This is a genomic window from Bradyrhizobium sp. OK095 (assembly GCF_900109945.1).
Taxonomy (GTDB): domain Bacteria; phylum Pseudomonadota; class Alphaproteobacteria; order Rhizobiales; family Xanthobacteraceae; genus Bradyrhizobium.
The window spans coordinates 116179-134640 of the sequence record NZ_FOBX01000004.1; the positions used below are offsets into that span (position 1 = coordinate 116179).

Annotated in this window: 19 protein-coding genes; 12 read left to right on the forward strand and 7 right to left on the reverse strand. The window is 64.6% G+C overall.

What is annotated here, in order from left to right; translation table 11 throughout:
• Positions 1–18 precede the first annotated feature (18 nt).
• The gene (locus BMW89_RS12550) at positions 19–870 is read right to left on the reverse strand and encodes a thermonuclease family protein (protein ID WP_092026650.1); all 852 of its coding nucleotides are present in this window, start codon (positions 868–870) and stop codon (positions 19–21) included.
• 195 nt (positions 871–1065) lie between these two features.
• On the opposite strand from BMW89_RS12550, the gene BMW89_RS12555 reads away from it, so the two are divergent.
• The 4 genes from BMW89_RS12555 to BMW89_RS12570 all read left to right on the forward strand — a co-directional run bounded on the left by BMW89_RS12555 (position 1066) and on the right by BMW89_RS12570 (position 6244).
• Positions 1066–2271 carry an ABC transporter substrate-binding protein gene (locus BMW89_RS12555; protein WP_092026652.1) on the forward strand — a complete coding sequence of 402 codons (1206 nt, stop codon included), beginning with the start codon at positions 1066–1068 and terminating at the stop codon, positions 2269–2271.
• A 130-nt stretch (positions 2272–2401) separates the two neighbouring features.
• Positions 2402–3190 carry an enoyl-CoA hydratase gene (locus tag BMW89_RS12560; RefSeq protein WP_092026655.1) on the forward strand — a complete coding sequence of 263 codons (789 nt, stop codon included), beginning with the start codon at positions 2402–2404 and terminating at the stop codon, positions 3188–3190.
• A gap of 2 nt (positions 3191–3192) precedes the next feature.
• Complete coding sequence (locus tag BMW89_RS12565; protein ID WP_177196050.1) at positions 3193–3939, forward strand: VOC family protein; 747 nt, start codon at positions 3193–3195, stop codon at positions 3937–3939.
• Between the two features lie 190 nt (positions 3940–4129).
• The gene (locus tag BMW89_RS12570) at positions 4130–6244 is read left to right on the forward strand and encodes an acetate--CoA ligase family protein (protein ID WP_092026659.1); all 2115 of its coding nucleotides are present in this window, start codon (positions 4130–4132) and stop codon (positions 6242–6244) included.
• 33 nt (positions 6245–6277) lie between these two features.
• Here BMW89_RS12570 and BMW89_RS12575 read toward each other — a convergent pair whose 3' ends face one another.
• Genes BMW89_RS12575 through BMW89_RS12585 form a run of 3 tightly spaced genes read right to left on the reverse strand, consistent with a single transcriptional unit; the run spans position 6278 to position 9353 of the window.
• Entirely contained in the window at positions 6278–7096 is an 819-nt protein-coding gene (locus BMW89_RS12575) for an enoyl-CoA hydratase/isomerase family protein (RefSeq protein WP_092026662.1), read from the reverse strand.
• A gap of 15 nt (positions 7097–7111) precedes the next feature.
• Complete coding sequence (locus tag BMW89_RS12580; RefSeq protein WP_092026665.1) at positions 7112–8272, reverse strand: acyl-CoA dehydrogenase family protein; 1161 nt, start codon at positions 8270–8272, stop codon at positions 7112–7114.
• Between the two features lie 16 nt (positions 8273–8288).
• Complete coding sequence (locus BMW89_RS12585) at positions 8289–9353, reverse strand: acyl-CoA dehydrogenase family protein (protein WP_092027284.1); 1065 nt, start codon at positions 9351–9353, stop codon at positions 8289–8291.
• A gap of 247 nt (positions 9354–9600) precedes the next feature.
• Between BMW89_RS12585 and BMW89_RS12590 the strand changes: the two genes are divergently transcribed.
• Positions 9601–10386, forward strand: coding sequence for an SDR family NAD(P)-dependent oxidoreductase (locus tag BMW89_RS12590; protein ID WP_092026667.1), 786 nt, complete (start codon positions 9601–9603; stop codon positions 10384–10386).
• 100 nt (positions 10387–10486) lie between these two features.
• On the opposite strand, the gene BMW89_RS12595 is transcribed toward BMW89_RS12590, so the two are convergent.
• Together BMW89_RS12595 and BMW89_RS12600 are read right to left on the reverse strand one after the other, a co-directional pair.
• Positions 10487–10759, reverse strand: a complete 273-nt coding sequence (locus tag BMW89_RS12595; protein WP_177196007.1) for a GlsB/YeaQ/YmgE family stress response membrane protein — start codon at positions 10757–10759, stop codon at positions 10487–10489.
• Between the two features lie 28 nt (positions 10760–10787).
• A complete protein-coding gene (locus BMW89_RS12600) occupies positions 10788–11390 on the reverse strand; it encodes a YidB family protein (RefSeq protein ID WP_092026675.1) in 603 nt (200 codons plus the stop codon).
• A 160-nt stretch (positions 11391–11550) separates the two neighbouring features.
• On the opposite strand from BMW89_RS12600, the gene BMW89_RS12605 reads away from it, so the two are divergent.
• A complete protein-coding gene (locus tag BMW89_RS12605) occupies positions 11551–12558 on the forward strand; it encodes a 2-dehydropantoate 2-reductase (RefSeq protein ID WP_092026678.1) in 1008 nt (335 codons plus the stop codon).
• 18 nt (positions 12559–12576) lie between these two features.
• The gene (locus BMW89_RS12610; RefSeq protein ID WP_092026681.1) at positions 12577–12780 is read left to right on the forward strand and encodes a hypothetical protein; all 204 of its coding nucleotides are present in this window, start codon (positions 12577–12579) and stop codon (positions 12778–12780) included.
• Positions 12781–12898: 118 nt separating this feature from the next.
• On the opposite strand, the gene BMW89_RS37870 is transcribed toward BMW89_RS12610, so the two are convergent.
• Positions 12899–13519, reverse strand: a complete 621-nt coding sequence (locus tag BMW89_RS37870) for a hypothetical protein (RefSeq protein WP_177196008.1) — start codon at positions 13517–13519, stop codon at positions 12899–12901.
• A 209-nt stretch (positions 13520–13728) separates the two neighbouring features.
• Between BMW89_RS37870 and BMW89_RS12620 the strand changes: the two genes are divergently transcribed.
• From BMW89_RS12620 to BMW89_RS12640, 5 genes are all read left to right on the forward strand, one after another.
• Positions 13729–14757: a hypothetical protein gene (locus BMW89_RS12620; protein ID WP_092026683.1), complete on the forward strand. Its 1029-nt coding sequence runs from the start codon at positions 13729–13731 to the stop codon at positions 14755–14757.
• Positions 14758–14848: 91 nt separating this feature from the next.
• Positions 14849–16366, forward strand: coding sequence for an AMP-binding protein (locus BMW89_RS12625; protein ID WP_092026686.1), 1518 nt, complete (start codon positions 14849–14851; stop codon positions 16364–16366).
• A gap of 22 nt (positions 16367–16388) precedes the next feature.
• Positions 16389–17027, forward strand: coding sequence for an RraA family protein (locus BMW89_RS12630; RefSeq protein WP_092026688.1), 639 nt, complete (start codon positions 16389–16391; stop codon positions 17025–17027).
• A 27-nt stretch (positions 17028–17054) separates the two neighbouring features.
• A complete protein-coding gene (locus tag BMW89_RS12635) occupies positions 17055–17426 on the forward strand; it encodes a cupin domain-containing protein (protein ID WP_092026691.1) in 372 nt (123 codons plus the stop codon).
• Positions 17427–17474: 48 nt separating this feature from the next.
• A complete protein-coding gene (locus BMW89_RS12640) occupies positions 17475–18431 on the forward strand; it encodes a tripartite tricarboxylate transporter substrate-binding protein (RefSeq protein ID WP_092026693.1) in 957 nt (318 codons plus the stop codon).
• The last annotated feature ends 31 nt before the right edge of the window (positions 18432–18462 follow it).

Below are 18462 nucleotides of genomic sequence, written 5' to 3' on the forward strand. Positions count from 1 at the left end.
TTAACCCGTGCCCTGGCCTTAAGGCCGTACCCCAGTAGGCTCGTTTGCGCCCAGCAACTCAACCTGTCCCAAGAGACGCACGTCGATACGCGGCCCCACAGTCCCCTCAACCCAGCCCCGGACACGAATACGCTTATTTTCCAGGGACTTAAGGGCCACACCGGCGTTTTCGAACGCCGGTAACGCGCGCCTTGAAATAGTCACGGCAAAGCCGCGTGTCCAGTTCCGTCCGAAGTTGAGGTAGGTCATTGCCCCAGCTTGCCGGACCGACAGGACTTTGCCCTCGACCACCACAAAACGCCCGATCCCGGCCAAAATATCGTCCGGACTTTCCGCGTTTTTTATGGCCGACGGGTCAGCCCAGTTGCCCTTTTTTTGGCGACGCGCCTCGGCCTCCGCCGCCATCAGGGCCGCCGCGCAGTCCTTGTCGGTGATTTCAGCGGAGACGATGGCGTCGCCCTGGGCGAGGAGCATGGCCTGCACGGAGGTATCGCTCTCGCCGATGAACATGAACGCGCCCTGGCGGCCGTAGCGGTCGGGTGTGTCGTCGTTGCTGCGCAGGATGACGTCGCGACCAATGAGCAGCGATGCCAGCGCCTGCTTCGCCGCCGCCGTGGACTCGATGCCGGTGAGACGAACCTCGCGGCCGTCGTCGAGACGGACACTGCGCGCATCGACGATCGCCGCCACGCGGCCTTCGCCTTGCGTTTCGAATTGACACGGCGTGGCGAACGCAGTGCGACCTGCGATGAGGAGAAATGCGACGATGAGGTGAAGTCGTTGCGTCACGCGACCCGGACAGGTTGTGGTGTGCCTCAATCTTAACTCAAGCGTGGCGGGTCGCGAAGAGGTCTCCTCATACTCCGTCATTGCTTCGCTGCGCTCGCAATGACCATACGGAAACATCTTGCGTCGTTCACCATTCCGCTTTGCGGAAAACACAAGGCCGTCGCAACACGCGCACCGCGCTTCTGCTTGCTGCGCTGTCGCGCATGCGGCATGATTGCGGCAACACCAATAACCAAGCCGCCGTTAGAGACAGGCGATCAAGGGAGGTCTTTTTCAATGAAGCTTATTTTGTCGGGCATTTTTGCCGCAGCGTTTGCCCTGAGTGCGAGCGCCGCGCAGGCCCAGGACAAGCCGCCCCTGAAGATCGGCGGTATCCTCGACATGTCGAGCCTGTATGCCGACATCACCGGCCCCGGCAGCGAGACCGCGGCGAAGATGGCCGTGGAAGATTTTGGTGGCGAGGTGCTCGGACGCAAGATCCAGGTGCTGGCCGCCGACCATCTCAACAAGGCTGATCTGTCGGCCAACATCGCCCGCGACATGCTCGACAATCAGGGCGTCGAGATGATCTACGACGTCGCGGCTTCCGCGACCGCGCTTGCCGCCGGTGAGATCGCGAAGGCGCGCAACAAGATCATCATGTTCAACGGCCCGGGCTCGATCCGTCTCACCAACGAGGCCTGCGGTCCCTACACCATCCATTATGTGTTCGACACTTACGGCCAGGCCAACGTCACCGGCCTCGCGGCCGTGAAGTCGGGCCTCGACAGCTGGTTCTTCCTCACGGCGGACTATGCCTTCGGTCAGGATCTGGAGAAGGACACCAGCGCCGTCGTGACCAGGACCGGCGGCAAGGTGCTCGGCGCCGTGCGTCATCCGCTCAACACGTCGGATTTTTCGTCGTTCCTGCTGCAGGCCCAGGCCTCCAAGGCCAAGGTCATTGGCCTCGCGAACGCCGGCGGCGACACGGTCAACGCCATCAAGCAATCGGCCGAGTTCGGCATCATGAAAGGCGGTCAGAAAGTCTCGCCGCTGCTCGCTTTCGTCACCGATATCGACTCGATCGGCCTGGAGACGGCGCAAGGGCTGCTGTTGGCAGAGGCCTTCTACTGGGACCTCAACGACGACACGCGCGCATTCTCGAAGCGCTTCATGGAGCGTATGAAACGGCCGCCGACCTCGGCGCAGGCCGGCGTCTATTCCTCCGTCACACATTATTTGAAGGCCGTGAAGGCGGCCGGCACGACGGATTCGGCTGCGGTCATGAAGGTGATGAAGGAAACGCCGATCAACGACTTCTTCGCCAAGAACGGCAAGATCCGCGAAGACGGCCGCATGCTTCACGACATGTACCTGTTCGAGGTGAAGAAGCCGTCGGAGTCGAAGGGCCGATGGGACGATTACAAGCTGCTCGCCACCGTGCCCGGCAGCGAAGCGTTCCAGTCGCTGGAGCAATCGCGCTGCCCGCTGGTGAAGAAGTAAGCCTCGTCATTGCGAGCGAAGCGAAGCAATCCAGAGATGTTTCCGCAGAGACAGTCTGGATTGCTTCGTCGCAAGAGCTCCTCGCAATGACGGTGTGATCTCGATCAAACAACAACAAGGGAGACGCCCCATGAACGACATGGTCCTGCAAAAGCTCGAAGGCGGGCTGCTCACCATCACGATGAACCGTCCCGAGCGGAAGAACGCGCTCAATCCCGAGATGGTCGCAGGATTGGTCGAGGCGGCGCGACGCGCGGCCGACGATCCCGAGGTGCGCGCGGTGCTGTTCAAGGGCGCCGGCGGCTCATTCTGCGTCGGCGGTGACGTCAAGTCGATGGCGGCGGGCCGTGCGCCGCTGCCGTTCGAGGTGAAGATGGCAAACCTGCGCCGCGGCATGGAGGTCTCACGCATCCTGCACCAGATGCCGAAGCCCGTGGTGGCGCAGCTCGACGGCGCGGCGGCCGGTGCCGGCCTCTCGATGGCACTGTCGTGCGATCTGCGTATCGCCAGCGAATCCTGCAAGATCACCACCGCCTTCGCAAAGGTCGGCTTCTCCGGCGATTACGGCGGCACCTATTTCCTGACCCAGCTCATCGGCAGCGCGCGGGCGCGCGAGCTTTACCTGACCTCGCCGGTGCTGACCGCCAAGGAAGCCCATGCGATCGGCATGGTGACGAAGGTCGTGCCTGACGCTGAAATCGACGCGGCCGCACACGAGCTCGCGCTGTCGCTGGCGCAAGGGCCGTCGATCGCGCTCGGCTTCATCAAGCGCAACATCAACAATGCCGAGCATCTGGCACTGGAGGACTGCTTCGACGGTGAGGCGATCCATCACACCCGCTGCAGCGACACCGAGGATCACAAGGAGGCTGCAAAAGCTTTCGTCGAGAAGCGCAAGCCGGCTTTCAAGGGCGCATGACCATGGCGCCCTATATGCGGCTGCGGCAGATCTGTCTCGTCGCGCCGCAGCTGGCGCCCGCCATCTCCGACATCGCCGGGATCATGGGCCTCGCCGTCTGCTACCAGGACGGCAATGTCGCGAAATACGGCCTGGAGAACGCGCTGCTTCCGGTCGACACCATCATGCTGGAGGTGGTCGCTCCGTTCCAGGACGGCACCACGGCCGGCCGCTTCATCGAGAAGACCGGCGGCCGCGGCGGCTACATGGCGATCTTTTGCTGCAACGATCCGGACGAGCGCGGTCGAAATGCCAACGCGATCGGTGTGCGCACGGCGAACGTGATCGACCACGCGCCCTATCACGGCGTCCAGCTCCACCCCCGCGACTGCCGCGCCGCCTTCATCGAGTTCAACCACACCGAAGGCAGCGACGATATTTTGGGCGCGTATCCGCCGGCCGGGCCGGACTGGCAAAACTTCATCCGCAAGGATGTGACGCAGGCGCTGACGGGCGTGGAGATGCAGAGCCCGGATCCGATAGGGCTGGCTGAGCATTGGGGGAAGATCATCGGGGTTGCGGCTGAAGGCTCCGAATTGAAGCTGCCCAACGCAATTTTTCGCTTCGTGAAGGGTGCCAGCGAGATCATGAGCGCGCTGGAGTTTCGTGTGGCTGACGTTGCCCAGGTGCTGCACGCCGCCAGGGCGAAGGGGCTCGCTGTGGCGGGCAACGAGTTTTTGCTGGGTGGGGTGACGTTCCGCTTGAGTTGATTGCTTTGCAGTGATCCGTCACCCTGAGGTGCTCGCCTCTTCGGCGAGCCTCGAAGGGCGACGGCCGGCGGCGGGGCCGCTCATCCTTCGAAGCTCCCCGCACGGTGCTGCGCACCGAGCGGCTCGCACCTCAGGATGACGGGGTAGAGAGTGCGGCGGGCTCACGAAGAGCAAGAAGGGAACACCCAACATGCCGCATCCGCTCGACAGCTTCTTCGCACCCGCAAGCATCGCGCTGATCGGCGCCTCCAGGGATCACGAGAAGATTCCGGGGCGGTTGCTGTCGATGCTGCGCAAGAACGAGTATCCCGGAAAAATCTATCCGGTGAACCCGAACTACGCCGATATCGACGGTCTCGCCTGCTACAAATCGATCGCTGAGATCGGCGCGCCGATCGATCTCGCCGTCATTATCATCCCGGCCCGTGCGGTGCTTGCCGCGCTCGAGCAATGCGCCGCCGCCGGCGTGAAGAACGCCGTCATCATCTCTTCCGGCTTTGCCGAAGAGGGCGGCGACAGCGCGGCGATGCAGGACGCGATCGCGGCGCTGGCCAGGCGCACGGGCATGCGGATCTCAGGTCCGAATGCCGAGGGCTTTTTCAGCCAGGTGCAGCGCGTGGCGGCAACGTTCAGCCCCGCTGTGGACGTCAAGCCTGATGTCGTGCCGCTGGTCGCCACGACAAGACGGATCGGCATCGTCGCGCAGAGCGGCGGCATCGGCTTTGCCTACTATCACCGCGCCAAGGCCCTCGGCATCGCGGTGAGCTATGTCGTCAGTGCAGGCAATGAATCCGATCTCGGCGCCGGAGAGTTTCTCGATTACATGGTGCAGGACGCCGCGACCGACGTGATCCTGCTGTTCATCGAGGGCATCCGCGACGTCGACAAATTTCTTGCTGCGGCACAGCGCGCAGCGGAGATGAAAAAGCCCGTCATCGTCACAAAAGTTGGCCGCTCCGGCGCAGGCGAGCGCGCCGCGGCCTCGCACACCGCGAGCATGGCCGGCTGGTCGGCGGCCTATGACGCCGTGTTCGCGAAATACGGTTTTATCGTTTCCAACGATCTCGACGAGGCGCTGACGATCGCGGCGGTGCTCGCGAGCAATCCGCTCCCGAAAGGAGACCGGGTCGCAGTGGTGACGGTGTCGGGTGGCGCAGGCATCTGGGGTGCCGATGCCGTGGCACTCCATGGTCTAGGGGTTCCGGAGCTTTCGGAAGCGGTGCAGGCTGATATCAAGAAGCTGATGCCGTCCTACGGCAGCGCGCGCAATCCAATTGACGTCACCGCGCAAGGCGTCACCTCGGGCGGTCTACAAAAGAGCGTTGATCTGCTGACGGCATCCGACGAGGTCGACGCAGTCCTGGTCCTGCTGTCGCTATCGAGCGAAGTGCGCAGGCCGTTCAAGGAGGCTGAGCTGAAGCCGGTGCTGGCGGCGCAGAAGAAGCCGGTGCTGTTCTATTCCTACACGGTGCCGTCGGATTTCGCCCGGCACGATCTCGCGAAATCCGGTGTCGTGGTGCTCTCGGGCCTCACCCATGCCGGCGTCGCCTTGCGGCAGATCGTCGACTACGCGCAGTTCAGCTTGCTGGCGCCCGCGGACGAAGCGCGGCTGCCGGCGCGCGATCTCTCCGCGCATCTGACCTCGCCGGTGCTGTCGGAGGCGGACAGCAAGGCGTTGCTCCGCGCCGCCGGCATCGCGCTGCCGGATGAGGTGCTGGTCAAGGACAAGAGCGAGCTTGATGCGGCGGTCGCCCGCGTTGGCTTTCCGCTGGTGATGAAGGTCCAATCGCCCGATATTGCGCACAAGAGCGAGGTCGGCGGCGTGCGCGTCAACATCACCACCAAGGGCGAGGTGTTTCTGACGTTCGAGGCCCTGCTCAACAATGCACGGAAGCATCGGCCGGAGGCAACGATCCAGGGCGTGCTGATCGGGGCGATGGCCAAGAAGGGTGTCGAGATCATCATTGGCACGATGACAGACAAGACGTTTGGGCCGATGGTGATGGTCGGGCTCGGCGGCGTTATCACCGAGTTGTTTCGCGACGTCGTCTACCGCCCCGCGCCTGTCATTGCGGAGGAGGCGGACGCGATGCTGGCGGGCCTGAAGGCTGCACCGCTGCTGAACGGATTTCGCGGAGCGGCGAAGGCGGATGTTTCGGCGCTGGCGCAGTTGATCGCGGATATCTCAGTGCTCGCCGCGCGACATGCGGCGGAGATTGCTGAGATCGAGCTCAATCCGGTGCTGGTGCATCCGGAAGGGCAAGGCGTGACGATCGTCGATGCGTTGGTGGTGGGGCGCGGTTAAACCTTCTCCCACAAGGGGAGAAGGAAGAAGAGACTACCGCCCCTTGAAATTCGCCGCGCGGCGCTCTTCCGTCGCCTTCACGCCTTCCCTGAAATCTTCCGTCGCACGCAGTCGCGTTTGCTCGGCGAGCTCGTGGTTGGTCTGGGCCATGACGCGGTCCGCCAATCCGGCGCGCATCGTGGCGCGGGTGGAGAGCAGGCCGAGCGGGGAGCATTCGGCGATTTCGCCGGCGAGCTTCATCGCGGCTGACTTGACCTGGTCCTGCGGCACCAGCTCGTTGGCGAGGCCCCATTTGACGGCCTCTTCGCCGGTGACGCGACGGCTGGTGTAGAACATCAGCTCGGCGTTGTTCTTGCCGATCAGCTCCGGCAGCGTCGTCGTCAGGCCGAAGCCGGGATGGAAGCCGAGTTTTGTAAAATTCGCGGCGAAGCGCGCTTCGGGGCAGGTGACGCGGAAATCCGCCGATACGGCGAGCCCGAGGCCGCCGCCGATGGCTGCGCCCTGCACGGCTGCGACGATCGGCTTCTTGGCGCGGAAGATGCGCACGGCCTGGATGTAGAGATGGTTGATCGCGCCAAGGCTGTCGGCCGGATCGCCTTTTGCGGCTTTATCGGCCTCGCGCGCCTCCTGCTCCTGCCGCGCCGGATCTTTGAAATTGGCGCCGGCGCAGAACGCCTTGCCTTGCGCCGAGAGTACCGAGGCGCGGATTTCGATGTCTCGGTCGAATTCGTCGAGCGCATCCGCGATCTGGTTGATCAGCGAGATATCGAAGAAATTCAGCGGGGGCCTGCGGATCTCGATGGTGCCGACGTGCCCGACCTTCTCGACGCCGATATCTTTATAGGTGCTCATGATGTCCTCGACAGTTTAGCGGAGCCCAAGTCCGCGCGCGATGATGCCGCGCAGCACTTCCGTGGTGCCGCCCTGGATGGTGAGTTTCGGTGCGGTCTTGATGGCGAAGTCGAGCTGCCGCTCCAGCGTCTCGCGGTTGGTCGCGGTCTCCTCGACGAAGGCGGCAAGGTCGCGCACGCGGTGCGGAAGCTGCTGCTCCCAGACCGTGCCGATGTCCTTGACGATGGACGCTTCGACGACCGGCTCCTTGCCGGCCTGCAGCATGCCGGCGACCGAGACCGACATCCGGCGCATGGTGTGGAGCTGCGCCACGAGCCGGCCGATGCCTTCGGCGCTGCGGGTATCCGGGTTGGGCCCTACCGCGCGCACCAGTTCGGTCAGCACGTAATAGGTTTCGAGGAAGCGCTCGGGGCCGGAGCGCTCATAGGCGAGCTCGCTCGTCGCCTGCTTCCAGGCGCCGTCGACTTCGCCGAGCACGTGATCCTCGGGGACGAAGAAGTCGGTGAAAACGACCTCGTTGAATTCGTGCTGGCCGGTAATCTGGCCGATCGGGTTCACCTGAATGCCCGGCTGCTTCATCTTGACCAAAAACTGCGTCAGGCCGTGACGACGGTTTTCCTTGGTCGGCTGTGAGGTCCGGAAAATCGCGATCATGTAGTCGGCGATATGCGCCGACGAGGTCCAGATTTTTGTGCCGTTGATGAGATAGCCGCCGTCGGTCTTGGTCGCGCGGGTCTTTGCGGCGAACAGGTCGGAGCCGGAGTTCGGCTCGCTCATGCCGATGGCAAAGCAGATCTCGCCGCGGCAGATCCGCGGCAGGATGTCCATCTTGATGTTTTCAGGCGCGTATTTGATCAGCACCGGCCCGCTCTGGCGGTCGGCGACGAAGAAGCGCCGCGTGGGCGCGTTGGCGACCCGCATCTCTTCGGTCACCACGTAGCGTTCGAGGAAGGAGCGCTCCTGGCCGCCATATTTCTTCGGCCAGGTCATGCCGAGCCAGCCCTTGGCGCCGACCCGGCGGGAAAATTCCGGCGCGTCGGTGTCTTCGCGGTTGGGCTTGTGCGGATCGAAAGTGCCGGCGGCGATTTCCTCGGCGAGGAACGCGCGCACTTCCTTGCGCAGTTGCTCGCATTTTTCGGGCAGGCGGATCGGATCGAAACGGAGGGCAGCGGTCATGTGTTTCGTCCCCTGATCAGCGCGAAGCCACGAGCGGCCACAATTCGTCGGCGCCACGATTTGCGACGAGCTTGCCGAGCTCGACGGCCCAGTGGCTCTCCGAGCCGAAATCGTCGCGCCATGCCAGCGCTCGCAGCGAATAGCGATGCAGGATGTGCTCGCTGGTGAAGCCGATCGCGCCATGCACCTGATGCGCGATGGCGCCGCCCTTTTCGGCAGCTTCCGCGCAACGGATCTTTGCGGAGGCGGCCTCGAGGTAGACCTCGTCGTCGAACGATTGTGCATTGGCGATGGCGTCGGCTGCGGACGTCGCAGCCGCAAGAGCTGCGGCGGATTCGCCGGCGAGGCGGGCGAGATTGTGCTGCACCGCCTGAAACTTCGAGATCTTCTTCTCGAAGGCAACGCGCTCGTTGGAATAGCGCACGGAGATGTCGAGCAGGGATTCCAGCGCGCCCGCGATCTGAAGGCTGCGTGCGACGCCGCCCATCAGCATCATCGTGGTCTGGTCAAAGCCTTTCGGCGCGGCCTTGATGGTGACGGGCTGGACCTTGTCGAGCGTGACGGTGTCGCTGTGGTCGTAGCCGACATTAAGGCCGGATTCGATGCGGCTCTTGCTCGCATCGATCAGCGCGATGGAAACACCGTCCTTGCCGTGCGCGAGCACCGCAAAATGTTTTGCGGCTTTTGCAAAGGGCACGCCGCGGCAGCGGCCGGAGAGCGCGCCATCGGCATCGAGGGTGACTCGATCCTTTGGAGACGAAGGCAGCACCGTCATCTCGCCTTCGGGCGAGGCAATCTTCGCCTGTGTCAGCAGCCAGCCTGCGAGCATGGTCTCGGCCAGGGGAACCGCAACCGCAAAGCGGCCGGCGGCGTTGAGCAGCGCAAAACCGTCGGCAAGGCTCGCGCCGGAGCCGCCGAGATCATCCGGCACCCAGGACAACGGCAAGCCAGCCTCGGTCAGCGCCTGCCATAGCGGCGCCTGCCACGAATCCTTCTTGTCGTTGTTGATCTCTTGCGGATCGGCGAGATCGGCGAAGATTTTTTCCGCGGTCTCGACGACGATATTGTCACTCTCCGCCACAGCGTTCCCCGTGTTTTGCCATTGGCGCGTCCCGCCCGACGGACCGGCGCGCAGGTTCTTCTTGCGCCCGATGATCCGAAAAAGCCATGGCCCTGACAAGCGTTGATCGCAGGTCAACCTGCGGCGCAGGCATGGGCGCAAGAACCGTTCAGGACTAATTCCGCTTAGCGGAGTTTGCTCGATTTGCAGGGCGCGGCAAACTCGCTAAACAAGGCGCCGATACTCAATCAAGGGGAAGGAAATCCGGATGGCCAAAGATAGTTTGTGCGCAATCGTGACGGGGTCCGCATCCGGGCTTGGTGCTGCGACCGCTGAAATTCTCGCACGGAGCGGGGCGCGGCTCGTCATCAACTACTCGTCGAGTAAGACCGAAGCCGAGGCCACGGCAGAGCTCTGCCGCAAGGCCGGCGCTGCCGAAGTGCTGGTCGCGCAGGGCGACGTGTCCAAGGATGAGGATTGCCGCAGAATCGTTGCGGCGGCGAGCGGCTGGGGCCGGCTCGACATCCTCGTCAACAATGCCGGCACCACCAAGCATGTCGCCCATGCCGATCTCGACGGATTGTCGGCGGAAGATTTCCAGCGGCTCTATGGGGTCAACACCATCGGCCCGTTCCAGATGGTGCGCGCGGCGCGCAGCCTGCTTGAAGCCGGATCGAAGGCGTCGGGGCGGCCGTCTGCCGTGGTCAACATCTCCTCGGTCGCCGGCATCAGCGGTGTCGGCTCGTCGATCGCCTATGCCGCGAGCAAGGGCGCGCTGAACACGATGACCCTGTCGCTGTCGCGCGCGCTGGCTCCGCTGATCCGCGTCAACACGGTGTGTCCCGGCTATATCGACACGCCCTGGTTCACCAAGGGCCGCGGCGAGGCCGGCGCCAAGCAGGTGCGCGACAGCGTGGTGGCGAAGGTGCCGCTCAAGGTCGCCTCAACCGCCGACGACATCGCGCAGCTCGTCTGCTTCCTGGCGATGCCGGCCTCCAGCAACATGACCGGCGAAATCGTGCGCATGGATGCGGGGATGCATTTGATTACGTGATTTCGTCATTGCGAGCGAAGCGAAGCAATCCAGAATCTTTCCGCGGAGAAAGTCTGGATTGCTTCGTCGCAAGGGCTTCCTCGCAATGACGAGGAGAGCGCTACCCCTTGATCACGCCGCTCGCGACCAGCCGGTGCCAGATGAACAGCACCACCACGGCGCCGATCGTGGCCATGATGAAGCCGGCGCCCTGATCGGGGCTGTAGTGCCCGATCGCCTGGCCGATGAAGGTGGCCAGAAACGCACCGACGATGCCGAGGATGGTGGTGAGGATGAAGCCGCTCGGGTTGTTCGGTCCCGGCGCCAGCCAGCGCGCGATGAGGCCGGCGACGAAGCCGACGACGATGATCCACAACAGGCCGCCCATGCTCATGTCAGTGCTCCCCTTGCTTTGACTAAAATCAGATTCGACCCGAGAGCTCGTTCTCGGTCGGCAGCCGTCCATCCGGCGTCAGATGGTCGATCACCTTCGGCAGATACTGGCTGAGGCCGGAGAGCAGTTCGTCGCGCGACAGGCCACTCTGGGCGGACAGGCTCTCGATCTGGTCGGCGCCGAGCGCGTTGGCGAGATCGCCGGGCGCGATCGCCTTGTTCTCGCCCTTGCCGACCCAGGAATTCGCGGTCTCGCTGTGGCCGCCCTGCTGAAGCTGGTTGAGGAGATCGCCGAGCCCGCCGCTCAGCACGCTGCCGGCCGCGCCACCCGCGAGCAGGCCGCCGAGGCCGCCCTTGAGCAGGTCACCGAGGCCGCCGCCTCCGCCAAGCATGCCGCCAAGACCGCCGCCAGCACCGGCATTCACCGGCGGGGGCAGCTGCGTCGGCGTCGGAGATGGCTGCGGGGCCGCACCGGGCTGGCCCGCCGTCAAATGCTTGAATGCCTTCCACCCCAGCAAGGCAATGATCGCCATCGTCATCGGCGACATGCCGCCGGAGGATTGCTGTGAGCTTGGCGTGCTCTGGCCGCGCGGGCCGTTCTGCATGCCGTTGAGGACGTCGAGTAGACCCATGGTGCTCTCCTGTGGCGTTCTCGTCGGCGATCGCTCGCCGCTGACTGCCCCCGGGGCGAAAACATATGGGGCTCTCATGACGGTTACAAGGCGGATGCGACGTAGCCGCGAGGCCCCCGGCTCTGCTATCGAAGGCCGGTCATTCAGGGAGCAAGGCGAGGTGGTGACGGATCGACCGATCGTGGTGGCGGGCGCAGGCGCCATCGGCTGTTTCGTCGGAGGCCAGCTGGCGGCCGCTGATCGCCGCGTCGCGCTGCTGGTGCGGCCGCGGGTGAAGACCGAGATCGAGCGGTTCGGGCTGCGGCTGACCGATTTCGACGGCTCCGAGAACAAGCTCGGCCCGGGCCAGCTTGCTCTCTCGGAGGACCCTGCGATCTTGCACAGCGCCGGCATCGTGCTGGTGACGGTGAAGAGCGCCGACACCGCCGATGTCGCGGACCAGATCGCGCAGCATGCGCCGCAAGACGCCGTCATCATCTCCCTGCAAAACGGCGTCGGCAATGTCGCGGTCCTGCGCGAGCGTCTCGGTGGGCGCCGCGTGCTCGCCGGCATGGTGCCGTTCAACGTGATCGCGATGGGCGAGGGCCGTTTCCACCGCTCGACCTCCGGCGACATCCATGTCGGAGAGGACGCCGAGAACACGGCCGGGGCGCTGTCGGTGCCGGGCCTCACGGTGCGCGCGAGCGGTGACATCACCGGCGTGCAATGGGGCAAGCTGATCATCAATCTGAATAACGCGCTCAGCGCATTGTCCGACATGCCGCTTGCCGCGCAACTGGCCAATCGCGGCTGGCGAAGGCTATTCGCCGACCAGATGGCGGAAGGCGTAGCGGTGCTGAAAGCCGCCGGCATCGCGCCGGTCTCCGCGACGCCGATCCCGACGCGGTGGACGCCGACCTTGCTGCGGCTTCCCGATGCGATCTTCAAGGTGATCCTGGGGCGGACGATGAAAATCGATCCCGAGGCGCGCTCCTCGATGTGGCAGGATCTGAAACAAGGCCGCAAGACCGAGATCGACTATTTGCAAGGAGCGGTCATTGCGCTTGCCGAGCAGAATAAGGTCGCCGTGCCGCTGATGCGCCGCATTGTTGCGCTGATCAAGGAGGCTGAGGTGGCGGGTAACGGTTCACCAGGGCTGACACCGCAGCAGATTCGTGGGGGCGCCTGAGTGCGAGGGAGATGCGCGATGAAGCGTTGTTGGACGATCGGGCTCGCGCTGGCCGCGTTTTGTGGCGTGTCGACGCTCGCTTACGCGAGGCCGCCGACGGTCATGAACTCGCCCGGCTATGACAGGCGATTGCAGGAGAGCCGTAAGGAGTTGGGCGGTTCAACGACAACAACAGCGCCGGTGGCTGCACCGAAGCGCAGCAAGAAGAAGCAGCCGAACTGAGGATGGGACGCGAATCTCCATCCACTCGTCATTGCTAGCGCAGCGAAGCAATCCAGAATCCCTCCGCGGAAAGACTCTGGATTGCTTCGCTGCGCTCGCAATGACGGCTGTGGTGAGCTTACCCCTTCTTCGCCGGCTTGCCCGGCGTCGGGTTGAACAGCTTCTTCAGATCGTTCAGGCTTTCCGATAGCCGCGGCCATTCGCAGGAGAATGAGCCCTTGGCGCAGGGCGCACCCTTCGGCCGCTGGCCGATGGTCTGAAGGACTTTCGGCCGCTCCACCGGCACGGGCACGCGCGCAACGTCGGTTCGCAGCGCGACCTGCTGGAGCTGCTGCGCTTGCTGTTCCTGCTGCTCGAGCTGCTGTCGCATCGCGGCTTGGGCCGCTTCGTTGCTGCGACGCTGATTGGCGAGATAGGCGGTGTAGGATTCGTCGATCTTCTTCTGCTCGTCCGGCGTCGGGTTCGGTCCGGCGATGTCGAAGGTGCGGTCCTGGAGGAAGTCGTAATAGGCATAGCCGCCGCCGGCCTTGCGGCGACCGGCGAACTTGGAATTGCAGCCGGCAAGGGCGGACGTCTTTTCGGCCTTGGTTGCGGCTTTCTCGGCGGCGTCGGCGCATTCCTCGAAATCAACCGGCGCGCGCTTCCACCATTGCGCCTGGGCATGCGAGTGCGTCAGCAGAAAAAATCCTGCTGCGGCAACGAGAAGCGCCGCACGACGCGATGCAACCACGGACAACATTCTACGAGAGCATTCCTTGCAAAACTCAACCCGAACTGAGTCGAGCCGAATTTTTGCCCCTTTATCGCCGGCTTGTCACCCGTGGAACCCGGGAATTTCATGGCTGCAATGCTGACATTTTTTGCTTGACGTGGCGCGGCAGTCACAGCCACGCGGCACCTGATGCGATTAGAGTTTTATCGGTGTGGATACGAAGGGGACTTTCCGTCATGAGAGCGCTGGCCTGTCTCGCCGCCCTCGCTTTGGGGCTGATTTGCGGCCACGCCTTCGCGGCGGACGAAGACGCGCCCAACCGCAAGCCGGTGAAAGCCATCGGCGATGCGCGGCTCTCGGTCGGCGGCCGGGGAATGCTGCCGCTCTACCTGTCCCGCGACTGGTCGCTGCCGCAGCCCGCGATCTCGCGCGCGATCATCGTGCTGCATGGTCGGCTGCGCAACGCCGACGAATATTACATATCGGCCAACAACGCCCAGGCCGCGGCGGGCGACGACGGCAAGGCCTCGCTGATGATCGTGCCGCAGTTTTTGGCCGAGATCGATATCGAGGCGTACAAGCTGCCGCAGGACATGCTGCGCTGGTCGCTGGAGGGATGGGAGGGCGGCGACGCCGCGCTTGCGCCCAATCCGGTCTCCTCGTTCGAGGCGCTCGATGCGATCCTCGCAAAACTCTCGGAACGGCGCGTCTTCCCGAACCTGAAGCAGGTCGTGGTCGCCGGGCATTCCGGCGGCGGCCAGGTCGTGCAGCGCTATGCCATCGCCGGCAAGGGCGAGGCGGCCTTGTTGCGCCAGCACATCGACATCCGCTACGTCGTCGCCAATCCCTCGTCCTATGCCTATTTCAGCGCCGAGCGGCCCATGCCGAAGATTGCCGCATCCTGTCCCGGCTACGACAATTGGAAATACGGCATGGGCGACCGGCCGCCCTATCTCGCCGACGCGACGCCTGCGGCGCTCGAGCAGCGCTATGTCGAGCGCGAGGTGATCTACCTGCTCGGCACGCTCGACACCAATCCAAAGCACTCGGCGCTGGACAAGAGCTGCATGGCCGAGGCGCAGGGGCCTTATCGTTACGCCAGGGGTCATGCCTACGTGGACGCGATGGCCAAGCGCGACCATGGCACGCCCAGTCACCGGGTCTGGGATGTCGCCGGCGTCGGCCACGACGGCGACAAGATGCTGACCTCGAAATGCGGGCTCGCGGCCCTGTTCGATATTCCGGGCTGCGGGGCCGAACGCTGATGTCTTGAAGCATCGGCTCCGGCTGTTACACTTCGCCCCGCGCCGCGCCTCATCCTGAGGCGGCGCCAAGAAGACGAAGTGGAAACGCCTGATGCTGCTGCCCCTGTCCGACGTGCCGCGCTGGTATGCGGAGCGCAAACCGCAAGGCACGATCGCCATCCAGCATGGGCAGGATACGCTGACTTGGGACCAGCTCGAACGCGGCGCCAACCGCCGCGCGCGGGCGTTTGCCGCGAAAGGTGTGAAGCCGGGCGATTTTGTCGCAATCGGCCTTCCCAACGGCAACGCTTTCTTCGAGACATCCTTTGCGGTGTGGAAGTGCGGGGCGACGCCGACCTCGCTGTCGTGGCGGCTGCCGCGCGGCGAAGCCGCTGCGGTGCTCGACATCCTCAAGCCCGCGCTGGTGGTCGGCGGCGAGGCCGACTGGAATGCGTCGAACCGCCTGCCTGCCGATTTCGTGCCGGAAGGTTTTTCGGACGAGCCGCTCAATCCGCCGGTGGCGCGCTATTGGAAGGCCATGACCAGCGGCGGCTCGACCGGCCGGCCAAAAGTGATCCTCGATCATCAGCCTGCGGTGACCGACACGGTCGCTGCGCCGCCGCTCAACATCCCCTTCGGCGTCTCGCTGCTCAATCCCGGCCCGCTCTACCACAACGCGCCGTTTATCGTGTCGCACTATGCGCTGTTCACCGGCGGCAAGCTCACCGGCCTTACCAAGTTCGACGCCGAAGAGACGCTGCGGCAAATCGCGCAAGAGCGCGTGCAATGGGTCAATTTCGTGCCGACCATGATGCACCGGATCTGGGCGCTGCCGGAGAGCGTCCGCAACGCTTACGACGTCTCGAGCCTTCAGACCGTCTTCCACATGGCCGCTCCGATGCCGCCCTGGCTGAAGGAGAACTGGATCGCCTGGCTCGGGCCCGAACGGGTCTGGGAGCTCTATGGCGGCACCGAGCGGCAGGGCTCGTGCATCATCTCCGGCACGGAATGGCTGACGCATAAGGGCTCGGTCGGCAAGATCGGCGAGATGGCGCGCCTGCGCATCGTCGGCGAGGACGGCAACGACGTCGCGCGAGGCGAGACCGGCGAAATCTATTTCCTCAACAATGACGGCAAGGACGCCACCTATCATTATCTCGGCGCCGAGCCGAAGCGGCGCGCCGACGGTTGGGAATCGCTCGGCGACATCGGCAGGCTCGATGCGGAAGGCTATCTCTATCTCGGCGACCGCCTCGCCGACATGGTGCTGCGCGGCGGCGCCAACATCTACCCGGCCGAAATCGAGGCGGCGGTCTCGGAGGCTCCCGGTGTGCGGTCGTGCGTGGTGGTGGGATTGCCCGATCCGGAACTGGGCCAGCGCGTGCATGCCATCATCGAGCCGGAGCCTGACGCGGATGGCCAGGCCATCGCTGACGGCATGGCGGATTTCCTGAAGGACAGGCTGAGCCGCTACAAGCACCCCGAGAGTTTCGAGATCGTCAACGCCCCGCCGCGCGATGATTCCGGAAAAGTTCGCCGCACGCTGTTGCGCGACGAGCGCGCAGCATGGATGAAGGAAGGGCGCGCCTTCCGGATCATGCCATCGAAGGCGCGGGCGCACGCCGACTGAAAATCACGGAAGGACCAGAAGTATGACCATCACCATCGCAGCGAACAGCGTGCCGAAGCCGCCGGCCGATATCATCGAAGGCTTTCGCGGTGCGCCGACCTCGGTCATCTCGGACAATCTCGCCCGGCTGCCGGGCGCGGTGGGGCTAAAGCCCTACCATCGCGGCGGCAAGCTGGTGGGGACGGCCTTCACCGTGCGCACCCGTCCCGGCGACAATCTCGCCATCCACCGCGCGCTCGAGCTGGTCGGTCCCGGCGACGTCATCGTGGTCGACGGCGGCGGCGACGAGACCCGCGCGCTGGTCGGCGAGATCATGAAGACCATCGCGCAGTGGCGCAAAGCGGAGGGCTATGTGATCGACGGCGCGATCCGCGATGTCGCGTCGTTCGCGGCCGACGACTTCCCCTGCTATGCCCGCGCGGTGATCCATCGCGGTCCCTACAAGAATGGCCCCGGCGAGATCAACATTCCGGTCTCGATCGGCGGCAGCGTGATCTCGCCCGGCGACATCGTGGTTGGCGACGAGGACGGCGTGGTGTCGTTCCCCGCCGCTGGCGCCGCCGCGCTGCTGGAGGCGGTGCGCGCCCAGGTCGCGCGCGAGGAGGAAACCATGAAGGCGATCCGCGAGGGCCGCTACCAGGGCTCCTACGGCAAGTCCTGACAAGATGAAAACGAACGGGAGGATGGCGTGAGCCAGAAAGAAGAATTCCACAATATCGATAATCCCGGCGACGGGCTGTTTCGCGAGCTCGCGGCGGGGGTGACCACGCGCATCTTCTCCGGCGAGCAGGCGATGCTGTCGGTGGTGACGCTGGCGCCACATGCGCAAGGCACGCTGCATCATCATCCCGAGGAGCAATGGGGCGTGCTGCTCGACGGCTCCGCCATCCGCGTCCAGGGCGATGAGGAAATTTCCGTGAAGAAGGGCGATTTCTGGCGCACGCCCGGCAACGTGCCGCACACCATGCGCGCCGGGCCCGACGGCGCCCGCGTGCTGGACATTTTTAGTCCGCCGCGACCAGAATACAAGAAAGCGGGGTCGGGTTTCGGAACGACCTAAGCGCCAAAGAGCAAAAGCCGGGCGCGGAAACAAAAAGGGAGAGAGACCATGACGATCACACGACGGGCGCTGCTGGCGGCGCCCGCCATCCTCGCGATGGCACCGGGACGCGCGCAAGCCGGCAAGATCACACTGGTGGTGCCGTTTCCACCGGGCGGCTCGACCGATGCGATGGCGCGGCTGCTGCAGGCCAATCTCCAGACAAAACTCAACCGAATCGTCATTGTCGAGAACAAGTCGGGCGCGGCCGGCGCGCTCGGCGCGGCGCAGGTCGCCAAGAGCCCTGCGGACGGGTCGACATTCCTTGTCACCTTCGATTCCCACGCGGTGATCCCTGCTATCCTCGACAATCCGCCGGTCGACGTCGAGCGCGAGCTGATGCCCGTGCTGCTGGTCGGCACTGCGCCTTACGTGATCGCGGCCGGTGCCGGCCGTCCCTACAAGAGCTTTGCCGACGTCGTCGCCGCCTGCAAGGCGACGCCCGGCGCGGTGAAATACGCCTCCGTCGGCATCGGCACGCTCGGCCATCTCGCCATGACCGTGCTCGGCAACAAGGCCGGCGTCGAGATCATGCATGTGCCCTATCGCGGCGGCGGCCCGGCCATGAACGACGTGCTCGGCGGCCATGTCGATCTCATTGCGGGATCGGCGGCGCTGGTCGCAGCCCAGCTCGGCACCAACATGCTGCGTCCGATCCTGCAACTCGGCCGCGAGCGGCTGCCGGGCCTGCCGGATACGCCGACCGCGATCGAGGCCGGCTTTCCGGATTTCGAGACGCTGGCGTGGTGGGGCATCTTCGCGCCCACAGGCACGCCGCCGGACATCGTCGCAGGCATCGCGACGGCGTCGAAGGAGATCCTGAGCGAGCCTGCGACCGCGGCCCAGCTCAAGGACACCCAGCAGATGACGCTGCTGCTCGAGGACGGCCCCGCCTTCAAGACCTTCTTCGACAAACAGGTCGCCACTTGGGGCAAGGTGGTCCGAGACAACAATATCAGGGCGTAAAGGAGCGGCTGTCCTCCCGCATTCGGCGAGG

Coding starts and splice junctions, on each gene's coding strand:
- BMW89_RS12625 (WP_092026686.1), top strand. CDS start 14,849: ATGCTGCTGCCCCTGTCCGACGTGCCGCGCTGGTATGCGGAGCGCAAA.
- BMW89_RS12550 (WP_092026650.1), bottom strand. CDS start 870: ATGACGGAGTATGAGGAGACCTCTTCGCGACCCGCCACGCTTGAGTTA.
- BMW89_RS12590 (WP_092026667.1), top strand. CDS start 9,601: ATGGCCAAAGATAGTTTGTGCGCAATCGTGACGGGGTCCGCATCCGGG.
- BMW89_RS12640 (WP_092026693.1), top strand. CDS start 17,475: ATGACGATCACACGACGGGCGCTGCTGGCGGCGCCCGCCATCCTCGCG.
- BMW89_RS12580 (WP_092026665.1), bottom strand. CDS start 8,272: ATGACCGCTGCCCTCCGTTTCGATCCGATCCGCCTGCCCGAAAAATGC.
- BMW89_RS12610 (WP_092026681.1), top strand. CDS start 12,577: ATGAAGCGTTGTTGGACGATCGGGCTCGCGCTGGCCGCGTTTTGTGGC.
- BMW89_RS12575 (WP_092026662.1), bottom strand. CDS start 7,096: ATGAGCACCTATAAAGATATCGGCGTCGAGAAGGTCGGGCACGTCGGC.
- BMW89_RS12565 (WP_177196050.1), top strand. CDS start 3,193: ATGGCGCCCTATATGCGGCTGCGGCAGATCTGTCTCGTCGCGCCGCAG.
- BMW89_RS12560 (WP_092026655.1), top strand. CDS start 2,402: ATGAACGACATGGTCCTGCAAAAGCTCGAAGGCGGGCTGCTCACCATC.
- BMW89_RS12600 (WP_092026675.1), bottom strand. CDS start 11,390: ATGGGTCTACTCGACGTCCTCAACGGCATGCAGAACGGCCCGCGCGGC.
- BMW89_RS12555 (WP_092026652.1), top strand. CDS start 1,066: ATGAAGCTTATTTTGTCGGGCATTTTTGCCGCAGCGTTTGCCCTGAGT.
- BMW89_RS12595 (WP_177196007.1), bottom strand. CDS start 10,759: ATGAGCATGGGCGGCCTGTTGTGGATCATCGTCGTCGGCTTCGTCGCC.
- BMW89_RS12620 (WP_092026683.1), top strand. CDS start 13,729: ATGAGAGCGCTGGCCTGTCTCGCCGCCCTCGCTTTGGGGCTGATTTGC.
- BMW89_RS12630 (WP_092026688.1), top strand. CDS start 16,389: ATGACCATCACCATCGCAGCGAACAGCGTGCCGAAGCCGCCGGCCGAT.
- BMW89_RS12570 (WP_092026659.1), top strand. CDS start 4,130: ATGCCGCATCCGCTCGACAGCTTCTTCGCACCCGCAAGCATCGCGCTG.
- BMW89_RS37870 (WP_177196008.1), bottom strand. CDS start 13,519: ATGTTGTCCGTGGTTGCATCGCGTCGTGCGGCGCTTCTCGTTGCCGCA.